Source organism: Pseudoclavibacter sp. JSM 162008, assembly GCF_041366455.1.
Lineage (GTDB): Bacteria > Actinomycetota > Actinomycetes > Actinomycetales > Microbacteriaceae > Pseudoclavibacter.
Genome location: NZ_JBEWYX010000004.1, coordinates 91480 through 107944, shown reverse-complemented (window position 1 = coordinate 107944; position 16465 = coordinate 91480). Strand labels below are relative to the sequence as shown.

Below are 16465 nucleotides of genomic sequence, written 5' to 3'. Positions count from 1 at the left end.
TTACCCGATAGCCGGCGCCCGCCTGCACAATAAATGCATCCACGCCCACAGGCCTGCCGGCCTCACGACTCCCGGATTGGCCTCACATGGCGAACGACATCACGTTCAACATCACCACCACGCGCTTCGACGAGCACTACGCGCCGTCGGACAGCTCCCGCATCACCACGAACTTCGCCAACCTGGCACGCGGCGAGCACCGCCAGCAGAACCTCCGCAACGCCCTCACGATGATCGACCGGCGCTTCAACGACCTCGCCCGCTGGGACAACCCCACCGGCGACCGGTACACGCTCGAGCTCGACATCATCTCCGCCTCGCTGCAGTTCGACGACGACGGCGACGACCGGGAGTTCCCACTCCTCGAGGTCCTCGACATCGGCATCGTCGACCAGCAGACCGGCAAGCGCCACCAAGGCATCGTGGGCAACAACTTCTCCTCCTACCTGCGCGACTACGACTTCAGCGTGCTGCTGCCAGCCGCGAACGCGGGCGGCATCGGGTTCACCCTGCCGGACGGCTTCGGCGAGTTGCACGGCAAGCTCTTCCAGCACTTCCTCGACTCCCCCGCCTACCGGCAGCGGTTCCACAAGTCGCCCGTCATCTGCATCAGCGTCTCCACGAGCAAGACGTACACGCGCACCGACAACCACCACCCGGTCCTCGGCGTCGAGTACCGACAGGACGACTACTCGCTGACCGACCAGTACTTCGGCAAGATGGGCCTGCAGGTCCGCTACTTCATGCCGCCAGGCAGCGTCGCGCCCCTCGCGTTCTACTTCCGCGGCGACCTGCTCAGCGACTACTCGCTCCTCGAGCTCACCGGCACGATCAGCACGATGGAGGCGTTCCAGAAGATCTACCGCCCCGAGATCTACAACGCCAACTCAGCCGCCGCGAACGTCTACAGCCCCACGCTCGACCAGCAGGACTTCTCCCGCACCGAGATCGGCTACGACCGCGAAGAGCGCAGCCAGCTCGCGAAGACACAGGGCGCGTACACGGCCGAGCACTTCGTGAAGCCGCACGGCGACGTGCTGGATGCGTGGGCCGCCAACTACTCCGTCTCCGCCCGATGACCGACGAAGGATCGACGATCATGAACACCCTCCTCCCCGTTGCCAGCGTAGGCAGCCTCCCCAAGCCGTCATGGCTCGCCAAGCCCGAGGTCCTCTGGTCTCCCTGGGAGCTCGAGGGCGCGGCGCTCGTCGAAGGCAAGCAGGATGCGCTGCGCATCGCCGTGCAGGAACAGCGCCGACGCGGCGTCGACATCATCAGCGACGGCGAGCAGACCCGCCAGCACTTCGTGACGACGTTCATCGAGCACCTCGAGGGCGTCGACTTCGAGAACCGCGAGACGGTCCGCATCCGCGACCGCTACGACGCGAGCGTCCCCACGGTCGTCGGAGCCGTGAGCCGCAAGCAGCCCGTCTTCCTCGACGACGCGAAGTTCCTGCGCGCGCAGACCGACCAGCCCATCAAGTGGGCGCTCCCAGGGCCGATGACGATGATCGACACCCTCTCCGACCGGCACTACAAGAGCCGCGAGAAGCTGGCGTGGGAGTTCGCGACCATCCTCAACCAGGAAGCCAAGGAGCTCGAGGCGGCCGGCGTCGACATCATCCAGTTCGACGAGCCCGCCTTCAACGTCTTCTTCGACGACGTGGCGGACTGGGGAGTCGCAGCCCTCGAGCGCGCGGCAGAGGGCCTGCGCGCCGAGACGGTCGTGCACATCTGCTACGGCTACGGCATCAAGGCGAACAACGACTGGAAGGCGACGCTCGGGGCCGAGTGGCGTCAGTACGAGCGGACGTTCCCGCTCATCCAGAAGTCCTCCATCGACATCGTGTCGCTCGAGAGCCACCACTCCCATGTGCCGACGGACCTCGTCGAGCTCATCCGCGGCAAGAAGGTCATGCTCGGCGCCATCGACGTGGCAAGCGAGCAGATCGAGACGCCGGAGGAGGTCGCCGACACGCTCCGCAAGGCCCTCCAGTTCGTGGATGCAGACAAGCTCATCGCGAGCACCAACTGCGGCATGGCTCCTCTGCCGCGCGACGTCGCCTACGGCAAGCTGAGCGCGCTGTCTGCGGGAGCTGCCATCCTCCGCGCGGAGTTGGGCGAGCAGGCCTGACCGCTAGACCGAGATGAACGCGACGGGGTCGGATGCGCCGGTCAGATGCGACCTAGACGCGCCCGGCCCCAAGGCGTCCGTGCGACGCTTCGAGGTAGCAGTTGCCGCACATCGACTCGTAGCTGACCTCGCCCTGGTCGATCGCGACCTGGCCACCGTCGAACACGAACTCGCCCGCGACGCGGCGGCCGTTGAAGATCGCTTTCCGCCCGCAGCGGCAGATCGTCTTGAGCTCCTCCAGCGAGTGCGCGATCTCGAGCAGCCGCTGGCTGCCGGGGAATGCGATCGTCTGGAAGTCGGTGCGGATGCCGTACGCGAGCACCGGGATGCCGTCGAGCACCGCGATGCGCAGCAGCTCATCGACCTGCCAGGTCGTCAGGAACTGCGCCTCGTCGACGAGCAGGCACGAGATGGGCTGCCCGTCGGCGACCAGCGCCGCGAGCTGCTCGCGGGGACTGTCCTCGGCACCCACCAGGATCTCGACGCGCCTCGTCATGCCGAGGCGAGAGGCGATCTCGCCCTCAGCCTTCGTGTCGACCGCGGGCTTCGCGAGCACAACCCGGTGCCCGCGCTCCTCGTAGTTGAACGCCGCCTGCAGCAGCGCCGTCGACTTGCCCGAGTTCATCGCCCCGTAGCGGAAGTACAGCTTGGCCATGGTCCTCCTCGTTTCAGGGCTGAGCCCGGTCGATCGTACCCGCCCGCAACGGCATGCGCCCACCCCGCGGCACCGACCCCAGCGTGCGACGTCAGAGCCGCTTGACCATCTCCAGCTCCCGCTTCCGCCGGTTCAGGGGGTACGGAATCGTGGAGCCCGTCGCGACGAACCCGCGCCGCTCGTACGCAGCCCGAGCCCGCGCATTGTCCTCGTGCACGTGCAGCATGAGACCGGATGCGCGCGACGACGCCCACGCCTCGACCTCGCCGAGCAGCGCATCCGTCACCCCCGCCGCCGGGCCCCGGTAGCCCTCCGCCACGTAGACGCTCACGAGCATGGGCCACGGCTCGTCCCTGAAGGAGACGCAGCCCATCGTGCCGACCCAGCTGCCGTCTTCGAGCTCGGCGACGAGCGAGATGCCGTCGGCGGCCGCGCCCCGCGCGCCACGCCTGCGCCACTCCCGCTCATCATGGCTGAACGCCTCCGCGAGGGTTTCCGTGTACGCGATCGGGGTGTCCTTGAGCATCTCGATCCTGATCGCCCGCACCGCCCGCCAGTCGTCTGGCGTCGTCGCACGAATCGTGAACTGAGCTTCGGTCATCGCACGAGCGTACTCGCCGCGCGGCGTTCACCTGCCGCCTCTATCGTCACCTCGACAGCACGGTGGCACGGACGAGGTGGGGTAGCGGATGACGACAGGTGCGGGGCCGAGGAAGATCGGCACGGTCGGCGCGACGGCCATCGGCGTCTCCGCGATGCTCGGCGCCGGAGTCTTCTCCGCCTTCGCCCCGGCGGCACAGGCTGCGGGCGGCTGGCTCCTCCTGAGCCTCGCGGTCGCGCTCGCCGTGGCCGCGAGCAACGCCGCCTCGACCGCGCAGCTCGCGCGCCAGCATCCGGGAGCAGGCGGCGTGTACCTCTACGGCCGCGAGCAGCTCGGCGAGTGGCCGGGGTTCCTCGCCGGCTGGGGGTTCGTGATCGGCAAGACGGCGTCGGTCGCCGCCATGGCCATCACCGCCGCCGCCTACCTCGTGCCCGAACCCTTCGCCCGGCCGGTCGCGCTCGCCGTGCTGCTCGCCGTCACGGCGGCCGGGATGCTCGGCATCACGCGCACCGCCGCCGTCGCGACGGTCATCGGCAGCGTGGTGATCGCTGGGCTGATCTGCGTCATGATCGTCGCGCAGGTCTCTCCGCCGATGTTCGGGTCAGCGAGCGGCGACGATGCCCTGTTCTCGGCGCACGGGGTGCTGCAGGGGGCCGGCATCCTGTTCTTCGCCTTCGCCGGTTACGCCCGCGTCGCGACGCTCTCCGAGGAGGTGCGCCATCCAAGGCGCACCGTCCCCCGGGCGATGCTCCTGTCGTTCGTGATCGTGAGCGCCCTGCTGGCCGCACTCGGCTGGGTCCTCCTCACTACGCTCGGTCCAGGAAGACTCGCGCTCACCCCGGCCCCGATCGCGGCGCTCGTCGAGACCCAGCCGGTCGCGGTCGCCGCGGTCAGCGTCCTCGCCGCCGTCTCGTCGATCGGCGCGCTCTCGGCCGTCCTCGCAGGCAGCTCCCGCACCGCCATGGCGATGGGTCGTCGACGTGACCTCCCCGGTGCGCTGGCGCAGCAGCATCCGTCGACCGCGGTGCCGAGAGCCGCAGTGCTGGCCGTCGCGGTCGGCGCCGCCCTGCTCATCTGCGTCGGCGACATCCGCGAAGTCATCGGCTTCTCGAGCGCCGGCGTGCTGGTCTACTACCTGGTCGCCAACCTCAGCGCCCTCACGCAGGCGCGGGAGCACCGCAGCGCGCCCCGCGCCGTGTCGCTCTTCGGTGCCGCGGGCTGCGTCGCCCCTGTCATCACCCTGCCACCGCTCGCCCTGGTGTCTGCCCTCGCGGTCTTCCTCGTCGGCGTCTTCGCGCGCCTCGTGCTTCGGGCGAGACGCGGCTGACCGAGCGCTCGCAGCCACGTGGCGCGTGGCGCGTGGCGCGGTTGTGCCCGCGTGGCGCGTGGCCGCGGCAACGCGTCCGCGTGCCCCGTGGCGCGGCAACGCGGCCCCGCCATGGCGGCCCGCGACACGAACGGACTCGACGCGGACAGTCACGGTGACGAGGCGACGAACATCGCCGTCTGATGCAGCATTTTCGACCTCACGTCACCTTGACTGGCACATGAGGTGTCGACAACGACGCAGACCCACATCACCATGACGCCCTGGCGCGGTGAGAGCTCGAAGGCCCCAGCGCGCCGCACGCCACCGAGGCCGCCCCGCTTGTGCGGGACGGCCTCGGTGGCGTGCGGCGGCGGCGGGCCGGGGTGCTGCCCCGGCCGAGGCCCCTAGTGCGCGTTCAGCTCGAGCGCCTTGGCGCTGGCTGACTGCGTCGAGTCTGCGAGCTCCGCCGACGCGTTGACGTCGGTGCCGAGGCTCGGAACGAGCGCCTCCAGCTTCGGTGCCCACTCCGCCTTCTTGTCGGGGTAGCAGCGGCCGAGCAGGTCGATCATGACCGGGACGGCGACGGATGCGCCGGGCGAGGCGCCGAGGAGGCCGGCGATCGAGCCGTCCTTCTTCGCCACGACCTCGGTGCCCATCTGCAGGATTCCGCCGCGCTTCGGGTCCTTCTTCATGACCTGCACGCGCTGACCGGCCGTGATGAGGCGCCAGTCGGCGGAGTTCGCCTCGGGGAAGAACTCCTTGAGCTGCTCGAACTTCTTGTCCTTGCTCGCGAGCACCTGACCGACGAGGTAGGTGACGAGGTCGAAGTTGTCCTTCGCGACGGCGAGCATCGGGATGAGGTTGTGCGGGCGCAGCGACTTGATGAGGTCGAGGTAGCTGCCCGTCTTGAGGTACTTGGGGCTGAAGCCCGCGTACGGCCCGAACATGAGGGCGGGCTTGCCGTCGACGACGCGGGTGTCGAGGTGCGGCACCGACATGGGCGGGGCACCGACCGATGCTTTGCCGTAGACCTTCGCGAGGTGCTTCTCGACCACCGCGGGGTTGTCGGTGCGCAGGAACTGTCCGGAGATCGGGAAGCCGCCGTAGCCCTTGATCTCCTCGATGCCCGACTTCTGGAGGAGCGGGAGCGCCCCGCCGCCAGCTCCGACGAACACGAAGCGCGCGCGGGTGACGTTCTTGCGGCCCTTCTGCTCGCCGGCGAGCTGCTGCGTCGCGATCTGCCAGATGCCGTCGCGCTGCTGGCGGAGCGCGATGACCTCCGTGTTGAGGCGCAGCACGGCGCCGCGGTCGACGAGGCCCTGCACGAGCTTGTGGGTGAGCGAGCCGAAGTCGACGTCGGTGCCCGCGGCAACGCGCGTCGCCGCGATCTTCTCGCCTGCCGGTCGGCCATCGACGAGCGTCGGAGCCCAGGCCTGGATGACCTCCGGGTCGTCCGAGAACTCCATCGTCGAGAAGAGGGGCTCGGTCTTGAGCAGCTCGAAGCGGCGGCGCAGGAAGTCGACGTTCTCGGCCCCACGCACGAACGTCATGTGCGGCACGGAGTTGATGAAGCCAGACGGCTCGGGCAGCTCGCCGGCCTCGACGAGCGTGGCCCAGAACTGGCGCGACACCTGGAACTGCTCGTTGATCTGGATCGCCTTGGACGCGTCGATGACGCCGTCCTTCTCAGGCGTGTAGTTGAGCTCGCAGAGGGCGGCGTGGCCCGTGCCTGCGTTGTTCCACGGGCTCGAGCTCTCCTGAGCGAGCCCGTCGAGTCGCTCGATGATCTTGATGCTCCACTCGGGCTCGAGCTTCGAGAGCAGCGAGCCGAGGGTGGCACTCATGATGCCCCCGCCGATCAGAACGACGTCGTAGATCTTCTGTGAATCAGTCACCGAATCAGTCTACGACGGGGGCGGATGCGCATCCGCTTCACGTGGGTGGTGCGGCCTGCACATTCGCCCGTTTTTGCTGTTTTCGAATGCCCCACGCCCGAAACAGGGGCCGGGCCACCCCGACCACGACCGGGAACGCAAAAACGGACGCCCGCGACGGGCGTCCGTTCTTGTGCGTGCGAGCTCGGCGGTTACACCTTCGCGGCGACGAGCTCCGCGATCTGCACCGCGTTGAGCGCGGCGCCCTTGCGGAGGTTGTCGTTCGAGATGAACAGCGCGAGGCCGCGGTTGCCGTCGACCGACTGGTCCTGGCGGATGCGGCCGACGAGGCTCGGGTCGGCCCCGGCTGCCTGCTGAGGCGTGGGCACGTCGACGAGGGCGACGCCGGGTGCCTGTGCGAGGAGCTCTCGGGCGCGGTCGGGCGTGAGCGCCTCGGCGAACTCGGCGTTGATCGACAGGGAGTGGCCGGTGAAGACGGGCACGCGCACGCACGTCCCGCTCACGCGCAGCTCGGGGAGGCCGAGGATCTTGCGGCTCTCGTTGCGCAGCTTCTGCTCTTCGTCGGTCTCTTCCGTGCCGTCGTCGACAACCGAGCCGGCGAGCGGGATGACGTTGAACGCGATGGGCGCGACGTACTTGTCGGGGGCCGGGAACTCGACGGCCGAGCCGTTGTGCACGAGCCCGAGGAGCGCATCCTCGCCCTGGCCGACAGCCACGACGGCCTGGCCGGAGAGCTCGCGGGCGCCCGCGAGGCCAGAGCCGGACGTGGCCTGGTAGGTCGACACGATGAGGCGCTCGAGGCCAGCGGCCTCGTGCAGCACCTTCAGCACCGGCATGGCGGCCATGGTCGTGCAGTTCGGGTTCGCGATGATGCCCTTGGGGGGCGCGACGATCTCTTCCGGGTTGACCTCGGAGACCACAAGCGGCACCTCGGGGTCGCGGCGCCAGGCGCTTGAGTTGTCGATGACGAGCGCGCCGGCGGCGGCGAAGCGCTCGGCCTGCGCCCGCGACGTGGTGGCTCCGGCGGAGAAGAGGGCGATGTCGATGCCGCTGACATCGGCGACGGCGACGTCTTCGACCGTGATGTCTTCACCGCGGAACGGGAGGGTCGTGCCGGCCGAGCGGGCCGACGCGAAGAAGCGGATGCTCTCGACTGGGAAGTCGCGCTCCTCGAGGAGGGCGCGCATGACGGCGCCGACCTGGCCGGTAGCGCCGACGACGGCGACGTTCAACTTGGTGCTCATGAGTGCTCTTTTCTGCTCAGCCGCGTCAGCGGCCGGTGCCTGCGTAGACGACTGCCTCGGCGTCGCCGTCGAGGTCGAACGCGGTGTGGATGACGCGGGTGGCCTCGGTGACGAGGTCGGCCTGCGTGATGATCGAGATGCGGATCTCGGAGGTGGAGATCATGTCGATGTTGATGCCGGCATCTTTCAGCGCCGTGAAGAGCTTCGCGGTGACGCCGATGTTCGTGCGCATGCCGGAGCCGACGAGCGAGATCTTCCCGATGTCCTCCGTGAGGCGCAGCGACGCGTAGCCGATCTGCTCGCCCTCCGAGGCGATGGCGTCGAGCACCCGCTGCGCGTCCGCCTTCGGCAGCGTGAACGAGATGTCGGTGACCTTCGTGTCCTGCTCGGACACGTTCTGCACGATCATGTCGATGTTCGCGCCCTGCTCGGCGACGATCGTGAAGATCGCAGCCGCCTTGCCTGGCACGTCAGGGACGCCCGCGATGGTGATCTTGGCCTGGCTCAGGTCGTGGGCGACCCCCGCGATCATTGCTGCTTCCACTTCGTACTCCTCTGCCCGATCTGGGTTGTAGACGATGGTGCCCTCGTGGTCCGAGAACGACGAGCGGACGTGGAGCGTGACTCCCTGTCGGCGTGCGTACTCGACGGCGCGGATGTGCAGGACCTTCGCGCCGGAGGCGGCGAGCTCGAGCATCTCCTCGCTGGAGATGTAGTTCAGCTTGTGGGCTTTCGGCACGATGCGCGGGTCGGCGGAGAAGACGCCGTCGACGTCGGTGTAGATCTCGCAGACATCCGCACCGAGGGCGGCCGCGAGTGCGACGGCGGTCGTGTCGGAGCCACCGCGGCCGAGCGTGGTGATGTCTTTCGAGTCGCGGTTGAAGCCCTGGAAGCCGGCGACGATCGCGATGGCGCCTTCGTCGAGCGCCTCGCGCACACGCACGGGGGTGACGTCGACGATGCGAGCGTCGCCGTGCGTGGAGTCGGTGATCATGCCGGCCTGGCTGCCTGTGTAGCTCCTGGCGTCCATGCCGAGGTCCTTGATGGCCATCGCGAGGAGGGCCATGGAGACGCGCTCGCCGGTCGTGACGAGCATGTCGAACTCGCGTGCGTCCGGAATCGTCGCGATCTGGTGTGCCAGGTCGATGAGGTCGTCGGTGGTGTCACCCATTGCGGAGACCGCCACGACGACGTCGTTGCCCGCGTTGCGGGTCTCGACTACTCGGCGGGCCACTCGCTTGATGCTCTCAGCATCCGCGACCGATGATCCGCCGTACTTCTGGACGATCAGACTCACGTGTCTTGTCTCCTCCGGTTCAGGATGCGCGTCGAGCTGTGCCCGCGCGCCACAAGCTCCCATCCTATCCGGCGGGGGCATGCCGTTCCTAGCGCGGGCCGCGTTCGTTTCCGTTGATTGCAGGCCCGTGGCCGAGTGGCGACATCCCGGTGGTCGGTGAGGGCGGCGGGTGTCGTGAGCCGGTCAGTCGATGGCGCGGCGTCCGGAGAAGGCGCGGCCGAGGGTGATCTCGTCCGCGTACTCGAGGTCGCCGCCGACGGGGAGGCCGGAGGCGAGCCTCGACACGGGGACGCCGATGCTCGTGAGGAGCCTGCTCAGGTAGGAGGCCGTGGCGTCGCCTTCGAGGTTCGGGTCCGTCGCGACGATGACCTCCTTCACCTCACCGGACTCGAGCCGGGCGAGGAGGGTACGGATGTTCAGGTCGTCGGGCCCGATGCCCTCCATGGGGTTGATGGCGCCGCCAAGCACGTGGAAGAGCCCGCTGAACTCGCGGGTGCGCTCGATGGCGGCCACGTCCTTCGGCTCCTCGACGACGCAGATGACGGTGCGGTCGCGGCGCGGGTCGCGGCACACGTTGCACTCCGGCCCCTCGCTGACGTTGCCGCAGACGGTGCAGAACTGCACCCGCTCGCGGACGGTCGCGAGGATCTGCGCGAGCCGCGACACATCGAACGACTGCGTCTGCACGATGTGGAACGCGATGCGCTGCGCGGACTTGGGGCCGACGCCTGGCAGCCGACCGAGTTCGTCGATGAGGTCCTGGATGATGCCTTCATACATGGGTCAGAGTCCCCGGCCTTCGGATGATGCTGCAGACACGGCTCAGTAACCGCCGTCTTCAGGTGGTGGTGGTGCGGAGAAGTCGTCTTCGGGTGGCAGCTCGACCGCTTCGGGCTCGGGCACGATGATGTCTTCGCCGATGAAGCGGGCACCGAGTCGCTCGCGCACGATCGCCTCACCGTAGCGCTCGACGCCGGGAATGACGGGCGCGCTCGCGACGCGCTGGGTGTGCTTCGGGGCGGGCGGCGCCGCGGGGACCTGGGCTTCGTCGGCCGCTGCGGTCGGTGTCGCGACGGGTGTCTCGGCGGGCGTCGAGGCCACGGCGGTTGCAGCTGGCGCGGATGCTGCGGGTGTCCGCGTCGCGGAGGCCACGCCCTGCGCGGTCCCCGACCCCGGGATCGCGGCGGTCGCCCATCCGGAGCCCGGCCCGTCGTCGGGGAGGGATTCCTGGCCGGGGATCTTCGCGACGGTCCAGTTCAGGCCGCTCGAGGAGCCGGGGGCCGAGGGAGCCGCAGTGGCCTGCCCAGCCTGCGAGGCGGGTGTCTTCGCGTTCGCCGCCGGGGTCACTGCAGGGCGTTCACGCTGCGCGGACTGCCCGGTCTGCGGCCGAGGCGCCGTCGCGTCCCCGGACGCTCCCTGCGCGCGGGCCGCGGCTGGCTGTTGACCTCGCGCCGGGTCGGGCTCCGCGGGGGCTGGCGCGGGCTCGTCGGTGCGGTTGGGCGCCTGCGCGCCACCCGCCCCACCGGTCGCTGCCCCGCCAGGACGCTGCGGCTGGAACTTCACGGTGATGCCGAACATCTCGTTGATCGCGGTGCGGAGCACGGCGCTCGGGGAGTCGGTTGCGCCTCGCTCGCCGCGGAACTGGTCGAGCACGGCGCGGGACGGCACCTCGAAGACGAGCAGGTCGCCGACGAGATCCCGCGGGTGCACGGACTGCGCGACGCTCCACGCGTGGGTGCCGCCGAGGTCGCGCATGCGCTCGAGCAGCGTGGGCCAGGCGTCGCGCAGCTGCGCGAAGACGGGTGGCTCAGCGGATGCGCGTGCCGCCGTGGCGTGCGGGACCGGAGCGGAGTCGGCGGCCTGGCCGGGCGCCGCCTCTGACGCAGGTGCAGGTTCCGGCGCCGATGCGACGTCAGGAGCAGACGCAGGTTCCGGCACTGAAGCGGCTTCAGGTTCCGGAGCGGATCCCAGTGCTGACGAGAGGTCTCGCGCCGACCCGAGTTCGGCAGCTTCGACCTCCGACGACGATGCGGCTCCGGATGGCGCCGCGACGTCCGACGCAGGTGCGCCGTCCGGGGCTGAGTCCGCGACGGAGTCCGCGACGGGCGGGGCGACGGGCTCGTCCTCGGCGGGAGCGTCGGCGTCGGTCGGCGCTTCGCTGCTGCCCGGAGCGAGGACAACCGGTTCCGGCGCAACCGCGGGCGGCGCAGACACGGGCGGGGCAGACACGGTCGGGGCAGACACGGTCGGCGCAGACACGGTCGGGGCAGACACGGTCGGGGCCGGTGCAGGCGTTGCCGGCGCAACCCCGGAGCCGGGAGTCGCCGCGGCCCACGATGCGGCGGCCAGGCGCGCGGCGGAGGCGGTGTCCGGCTCCGCGGCTGAAGGGACAGAGGGAGCAGCCGGAGCGACGGGAGGCGCTTGGCGCTCGCTCGGTGCCGAGTCGGCAGCCTGCACCGGACGCGGCGCGGACTGTGTCTCGGGCTTTCTCTCCGGGGAAGCCTCCGGGGAGGGCTCCGGAGCCGACGCGGGCGCGGACTCCTGGACGGGCGCGGCAACCACGGGCGCGGGTGCAGTAGCGGGCGCGGAAGCGGGTGCCGCAGCCGCGAGTCGCATCGGCGACGTGCCTGGCGCATCCGCCACCGCGAGCAGCGTGCCGCTGTCGATGAAGTCAGCACGCGACGCGACGAGGATGCGCGCGACGAGCAGCTCGAGGTGGAGCTTCGGCGAGGTGACGCCGCTCATCTCGGTGAGCGTCTCGTTGACGAGGTCGGCGATGCCGGTGAGCGCGGCGGGCGAGAACCGGCCAGCCTGCACGCGCAGGGCCTCGACCTCATCCGCCCCGAGGCCGCGCAGGACCGCACCGGCGCCTGGCCCTGTGGCCTTGGCGACGATGAGGTCGCGCAGACGCTCGAGCAGGTCCTCGACGTAGCGGCGCGGGTCTTGGCCAGACTGGATGACGCGGTCGACGGCCGTGTAGGCCGCTGCCGGGTCAGCGTCGGCGAAGGCGTCGATCGACTCGTCGAGCAGCTCCTGGCCCGTGAACCCAAGCAGCGCGGCGGCGCGCTGGTAGCCGAGGAGGCCAGTCTCGGAACCGGCGATGATCTGGTCGAGCAGCGAGAGCGTGTCTCGCGCCGAGCCACCGCCTGCGCGCACGACAAGCGGGAGCACGCCGGGCTCAGCCGTGACGCCCTCGCTCGTGCAGAGCTCTTCGACGTACTCGAGCATGAGGGCCGGCGGGATGAGCCGGAACGGGTAGTGATGCGTGCGCGAGCGGATCGTGCCGATGACCTTCTCGGGCTCAGTCGTCGCGAACACGAATCGCACGTGCTCCGGCGGCTCCTCGACGACCTTGAGCAGGGCGTTGAAGCCGGCCGAGGTCACCATGTGGGCCTCGTCGATGATGAAGATCTTGTAGCGGTCGCGGCTCGGCGCGAGGATGGCGCGCTCGCGCAGCTCTCGCGCATCCTCGACGCCACCGTGGCTGGCGGCGTCGATCTCGAAGACGTCGAGCGAGCCTCCGCCATCGCGCGCCAGTTCGACGCAGCTCTGGCAGACGCCGCACGGGGTGTCGGTCGGTCCCTCGGCGCAGTTCAGGCAGCGGGCGAGGATGCGTGCCGAGCTCGTCTTGCCGCACCCGCGTGGGCCGGAGAAGAGGTAGGCGTGGTTGACGCGACCGGTGCGGAGCGCGGTCATGAGGGGCTCGGTCACCTGCGACTGCCCGATCATCTCGGCGAAGTTCTCAGGCCGATAGCGGCGGTACAGGGCTGTGGCCATGCGCTCCATCGTAGACGGCACCACCGACATCCCGCGTTGCCCCGTCACCACCTGTGGGCGTCGCCGAGATCGCACTGCCCGCAGACCCCATCACTGCCAGCGATCGCCCCGGTGGGACGAGCATGGGCGGCGCGCGCCGGGCTCAGGCGATCGCGGCCAAGCTCTGTCGGGCGATCTCGAGCTCCTCGCTGGTGGGGACGACCAGCACCTCGATGCGCGAGTCGTCGGCCGAGATGCGGCGCGCATCCCGTGACGCCGACTCGTTGCGCTCCGGTGACAGCTTCACACCCAGCCAGTCGAGGCCCTCGAGCACCTCGGCGCGCAGCTTGGCGTCGTTCTCGCCGATGCCCGCCGTGAAGACGATCGCGTCGGCGCCGCCGAGCAGCAGCATGTACGCGCCCAGGTAGTGGCGGATGCGGTGCGCGTAGACCGCGAGGCCGAGCTGCGCGCGCTCGTCGCCCGCGTTGGCCTTCTGCCGCACGTCGCGCATGTCACCGGAGCCCGTGAGGCCGAGGAGCCCCGACTTGCGGTTGAGGAGGTCGTCGAGCTGATCGATCGTGTAGCCGCCTCGACGCGACAGGTGCACGAGGACAGCGGGGTCGAGGTCGCCCGTGCGGGTGCCCATGACGAGCCCCTCGAGCGGCGTCATGCCCATGCTCGTCTCGACGGAGCGCCCGCCATCGACCGCGCACATGCTCGCGCCGTTGCCGATGTGGAGCACGATCGCCTTCAGGTCGGCGAGGTCGCGCCCCAGGAAGCGTGCCGTCTCCTCGGACACGAACTTGTGGCTCGTGCCGTGCGCCCCGTACTTGCGCACGCGGTGCTCCTTCGCGACCTCCGCATCCAGCGCATACAACGACGAGGCCTCGCTCATGGTCGTGTGGAACGCGGTGTCGAAGACCGCGACGTGCGGCGTCTCGGCGAACACGTCGCGCGCGCCCATGATGCCCTCGAGGTTCGCGGGGTTGTGGAGCGGAGCGAGCGGGATGAGGTCTTCGATGTCCTGCAGCACCTTGCCGTCGATGACGGCCGCGTTGAAGAAGCGTCGCCCGCCGTGCACGACTCGGTGACCCACGACCACCGGCGGGAACTCGGTGAGGCTCGGCCCGTGCTCCTCGAACCCCTCGAGCATCGCCTCGAAGCCACGAGTGTGGTCGGGGATGTCCGCCTCGCGGGTGAAGGTCGCTCCCCCGGTCTTGTGGGTGACGCTCGCGACGCCCTCGCCGATGCGCTCCACGAGGCCGGACGCGAGCGTCTCCTCACGGTCCATGTCGATCAGCTGGTACTTGAAGGACGACGAGCCGGAGTTGACGACCAGGACGATGCTCATGGGCACCCTTTCTCGAGACCCGCGGGAAGCGGGCAGAACGTGCGTCGTAGGCTCTACGAGCCCTGCGCCTGGATCGCTGTGATGGCGACGGTGTTGATGATGTCGGAGACGAGCGCACCGCGGGAGAGGTCGTTGATGGGCTTGTTGAGGCCCTGCAGGATCGGGCCGATCGCCACGGCGCCGGCGGAGCGCTGCACCGCCTTGTACGTGTTGTTGCCCGTGTTGAGGTCGGGGAAGATGAAGACCGTCGCGCGGCCGGCCACCTGGCTGCCCGGCATCTTCTTGCTCGCGACCGCGGCATCCGTCGCCGCGTCGTATTGGATCGGCCCCTCGACGAGCAGTTCTGGCATGCGCTCGCGCACGATGCCGGTCGCCGTGCGCACCTTGTCGACGTCGGCTCCGGAGCCAGACTCGCCCGTCGAGTAGGAGAGCATGGCGACGCGAGGCGCGATGTCGAACTGGCTCGCCGTCTCAGCCGAGGAGATCGCGATGTCGGCGAGCTGCTCCGCCGTCGGGTCCGGGTTCACGGCGCAGTCGCCGTACACGAGGACACGGTCGGCGAGGGCCATGAGGAACACGCTCGAGACGACGGAGACGCCAGCCTTGGTCTTGACGATCTCGAAGCCGGGGCGGATGGTGTGCGCGGTTGTGTGGGCCGCGCCCGAGACCATCCCGTCCGCGAGGCCGAGGTGCACCATGAGGGTGCCGAAGTAGCTGACGTCGCGCACGCGCTCGGTCGCCGCCTCGATGGTGACGCCCTTGTGCGAGCGCAGTCTCGCGTACTCCTCGGCGAAGCGCGCGACGTAGTCGGGGTTGCTCGTGCTGAGCACGTGGGCGGCGGAGATGTCGACGCCGAGCGCGGACGCACGGCCACGCACCTCCGACTCCTCACCCAGGATGGTGATCTCGGCGACCTCGCGGGCCAGCAGAGAGCCGGCGGCGACGAGGATGCGGTCGTCGCTGCCCTCAGGGAGCACGATGTGCTTGCGGTCCGAGCGTGCGCGGTCGAGGAGCGTGTTCTCGAACATGAGCGGCGTGACGACCAGCGACTGCTTCACGTTGAGGAGCGCCACGACCTCGATGGCCGGGATGTGCTGCTCGAACTTCGCGAGGGCGAGGTCGATCTTGCGGCGCGAGATTCCCGCCGCCGCGAGTCGACCGCGCGTCTGCATGATGCGCTGCGCCGTGTCGTAGGTTCCGAAGTTGGTGCGGATGATCGGCACCTCGACATTGAGGCCGTTGATGAGCCGCTCGATGGCCGGCGGGAACTCGAACGGGCCGTTCACGACGATGCCCGTGAGGGACGGGAAGGTCTCGGCGCGCTGCGCGAGGAGCACGGCGAGCAGCACCTCGGTACGGTCGGCCGCGATGACGACCACCGCGCCCTCCTTGAGGCGTTCGAGGACGTTCTGCATCGACATGCCCGCGAGGACGATGCCGAGCACCTCGCGGCCGAGCAGCTCGCGGTCACCGTAGACGAGCTCGCCGCCCACCGCGTCCAGCAGCTGCGAGAGCGAGGGGGCCATGAGCAGCGGCGTCTCGGGGATCGCCCACACGGGAACCTTGTGGCCGAGCTCGCGCAGTGCACGCTCGGCGACAGCGAGACGCACCTCGTCCGTGGCGTTCTCGTCGGCGCGGTTGATGGTGATCGCGAGCAGCGTGGCGTGCGCGGCGTCGAGCTCGGGCAGGGTCACCTCGAGCGCCTGCGCGAGCTGCTCCGGGGTGCGCGGCTGGCCCTTATCGGCGTCGAGTCCGGTCAGGACGAGAAGGACCGGCGCGCCGAGGTTCGCGGCAACCCGTGCGTTGAAGCCCAGCTCGGCCGGGTTGCCGACATCGGTGAAGTCGCTGCCCACGATGACGACGGTGTCGCAGCGGCGCTCGAGCGCACGGTACCGGGTGACGATGCGGGAGAGCGCCTCATCGGGGTCGGCATGCACGTCGTCGTAGGTGACGCCGAAGCCGGACTCGTATTCCGGGCCCCGGTTCTGCGGGTCGAGCTGCGAGAGGAGCAGTTCGAGGATGTCGTCGCGCACCTCGGCGCTCTGCACGATGGGCCGGAACACGCCCACCCGCCCGATCGAGCGGCTCAGGGCGTTCACCACCCCGAGCGCGACGGCTGACTTGCCAGAGTGACCCTCTGATGACGTGATGTAGATGCTTGTCCCCACGCCTGGCAATGCTAGTCGGGTGATCAGTCAGCGGGCTGTCGCGATCCTGCCAATT

General features: G+C 69.6%; 12 protein-coding genes. 3 read left to right on the top strand and 9 right to left on the bottom strand.

Going from position 1 to position 16465, the window contains the following annotated elements:
* The first annotated feature begins 86 nt into the window (after nucleotides 1-86).
* Together ABVF28_RS04700 and ABVF28_RS04695 are read left to right on the top strand one after the other, a co-directional pair.
* Nucleotides 87-1079: a DUF1852 domain-containing protein gene (locus ABVF28_RS04700; RefSeq protein ID WP_371029653.1), complete on the top strand. Its 993-nt coding sequence runs from the start codon at nucleotides 87-89 to the stop codon at nucleotides 1077-1079.
* 20 nt (nucleotides 1080-1099) lie between these two features.
* On the top strand, nucleotides 1100-2134 hold the full coding sequence (locus ABVF28_RS04695) for a methionine synthase (RefSeq protein ID WP_104252304.1): 1035 nt from the start codon (nucleotides 1100-1102) through the stop codon (nucleotides 2132-2134).
* Between the two features lie 52 nt (nucleotides 2135-2186).
* Here ABVF28_RS04695 and ABVF28_RS04690 read toward each other — a convergent pair whose 3' ends face one another.
* Entirely contained in the window at nucleotides 2187-2789 is a 603-nt protein-coding gene (locus tag ABVF28_RS04690) for a thymidine kinase (RefSeq protein WP_104252157.1), read from the bottom strand.
* A gap of 91 nt (nucleotides 2790-2880) precedes the next feature.
* A complete protein-coding gene (locus ABVF28_RS04685; RefSeq protein WP_371029652.1) occupies nucleotides 2881-3390 on the bottom strand; it encodes an N-acetyltransferase family protein in 510 nt (169 codons plus the stop codon).
* A gap of 88 nt (nucleotides 3391-3478) precedes the next feature.
* On the opposite strand from ABVF28_RS04685, the gene ABVF28_RS04680 reads away from it, so the two are divergent.
* Complete coding sequence (locus ABVF28_RS04680; RefSeq protein ID WP_371029651.1) at nucleotides 3479-4717, top strand: APC family permease; 1239 nt, start codon at nucleotides 3479-3481, stop codon at nucleotides 4715-4717.
* 386 nt (nucleotides 4718-5103) lie between these two features.
* On the opposite strand, the gene ABVF28_RS04675 is transcribed toward ABVF28_RS04680, so the two are convergent.
* The 7 genes from ABVF28_RS04675 to pta form a co-directional block, all read right to left on the bottom strand.
* A complete protein-coding gene (locus ABVF28_RS04675) occupies nucleotides 5104-6594 on the bottom strand; it encodes a malate:quinone oxidoreductase (protein WP_371029650.1) in 1491 nt (496 codons plus the stop codon).
* A 191-nt stretch (nucleotides 6595-6785) separates the two neighbouring features.
* Nucleotides 6786-7838, bottom strand: a complete 1053-nt coding sequence (locus ABVF28_RS04670) for an aspartate-semialdehyde dehydrogenase (RefSeq protein WP_371029649.1) — start codon at nucleotides 7836-7838, stop codon at nucleotides 6786-6788.
* 25 nt (nucleotides 7839-7863) lie between these two features.
* Entirely contained in the window at nucleotides 7864-9135 is a 1272-nt protein-coding gene (locus ABVF28_RS04665; RefSeq protein ID WP_104312891.1) for an aspartate kinase, read from the bottom strand.
* Between the two features lie 183 nt (nucleotides 9136-9318).
* Entirely contained in the window at nucleotides 9319-9915 is a 597-nt protein-coding gene (gene recR / locus ABVF28_RS04660) for a recombination mediator RecR (RefSeq protein ID WP_068476612.1), read from the bottom strand.
* 42 nt (nucleotides 9916-9957) lie between these two features.
* Nucleotides 9958-12912, bottom strand: a complete 2955-nt coding sequence (locus ABVF28_RS04655; RefSeq protein ID WP_371029648.1) for a DNA polymerase III subunit gamma and tau — start codon at nucleotides 12910-12912, stop codon at nucleotides 9958-9960.
* 142 nt (nucleotides 12913-13054) lie between these two features.
* Entirely contained in the window at nucleotides 13055-14242 is a 1188-nt protein-coding gene (locus ABVF28_RS04650; protein WP_371029647.1) for an acetate/propionate family kinase, read from the bottom strand.
* Nucleotides 14243-14295: 53 nt separating this feature from the next.
* Complete coding sequence (gene pta / locus ABVF28_RS04645) at nucleotides 14296-16410, bottom strand: phosphate acetyltransferase (RefSeq protein WP_371029646.1); 2115 nt, start codon at nucleotides 16408-16410, stop codon at nucleotides 14296-14298.
* Nucleotides 16411-16465: the final 55 nt, after the last annotated feature.

Bases quoted from the DNA above. Each gene is read 5' to 3' on its own strand.
- ABVF28_RS04700 (WP_371029653.1), top strand. From the start codon at position 87: ATGGCGAACGACATCACGTTCAACATCACCACCACGCGCTTCGACGAG.
- ABVF28_RS04695 (WP_104252304.1), top strand. From the start codon at position 1,100: ATGAACACCCTCCTCCCCGTTGCCAGCGTAGGCAGCCTCCCCAAGCCG.
- ABVF28_RS04690 (WP_104252157.1), bottom strand. From the start codon at position 2,789: ATGGCCAAGCTGTACTTCCGCTACGGGGCGATGAACTCGGGCAAGTCG.
- ABVF28_RS04685 (WP_371029652.1), bottom strand. From the start codon at position 3,390: ATGACCGAAGCTCAGTTCACGATTCGTGCGACGACGCCAGACGACTGG.
- ABVF28_RS04680 (WP_371029651.1), top strand. From the start codon at position 3,479: ATGACGACAGGTGCGGGGCCGAGGAAGATCGGCACGGTCGGCGCGACG.
- ABVF28_RS04670 (WP_371029649.1), bottom strand. From the start codon at position 7,838: ATGAGCACCAAGTTGAACGTCGCCGTCGTCGGCGCTACCGGCCAGGTC.
- recR (WP_068476612.1), bottom strand. From the start codon at position 9,915: ATGTATGAAGGCATCATCCAGGACCTCATCGACGAACTCGGTCGGCTG.
- ABVF28_RS04655 (WP_371029648.1), bottom strand. From the start codon at position 12,912: ATGGCCACAGCCCTGTACCGCCGCTATCGGCCTGAGAACTTCGCCGAG.
- ABVF28_RS04650 (WP_371029647.1), bottom strand. From the start codon at position 14,242: ATGAGCATCGTCCTGGTCGTCAACTCCGGCTCGTCGTCCTTCAAGTAC.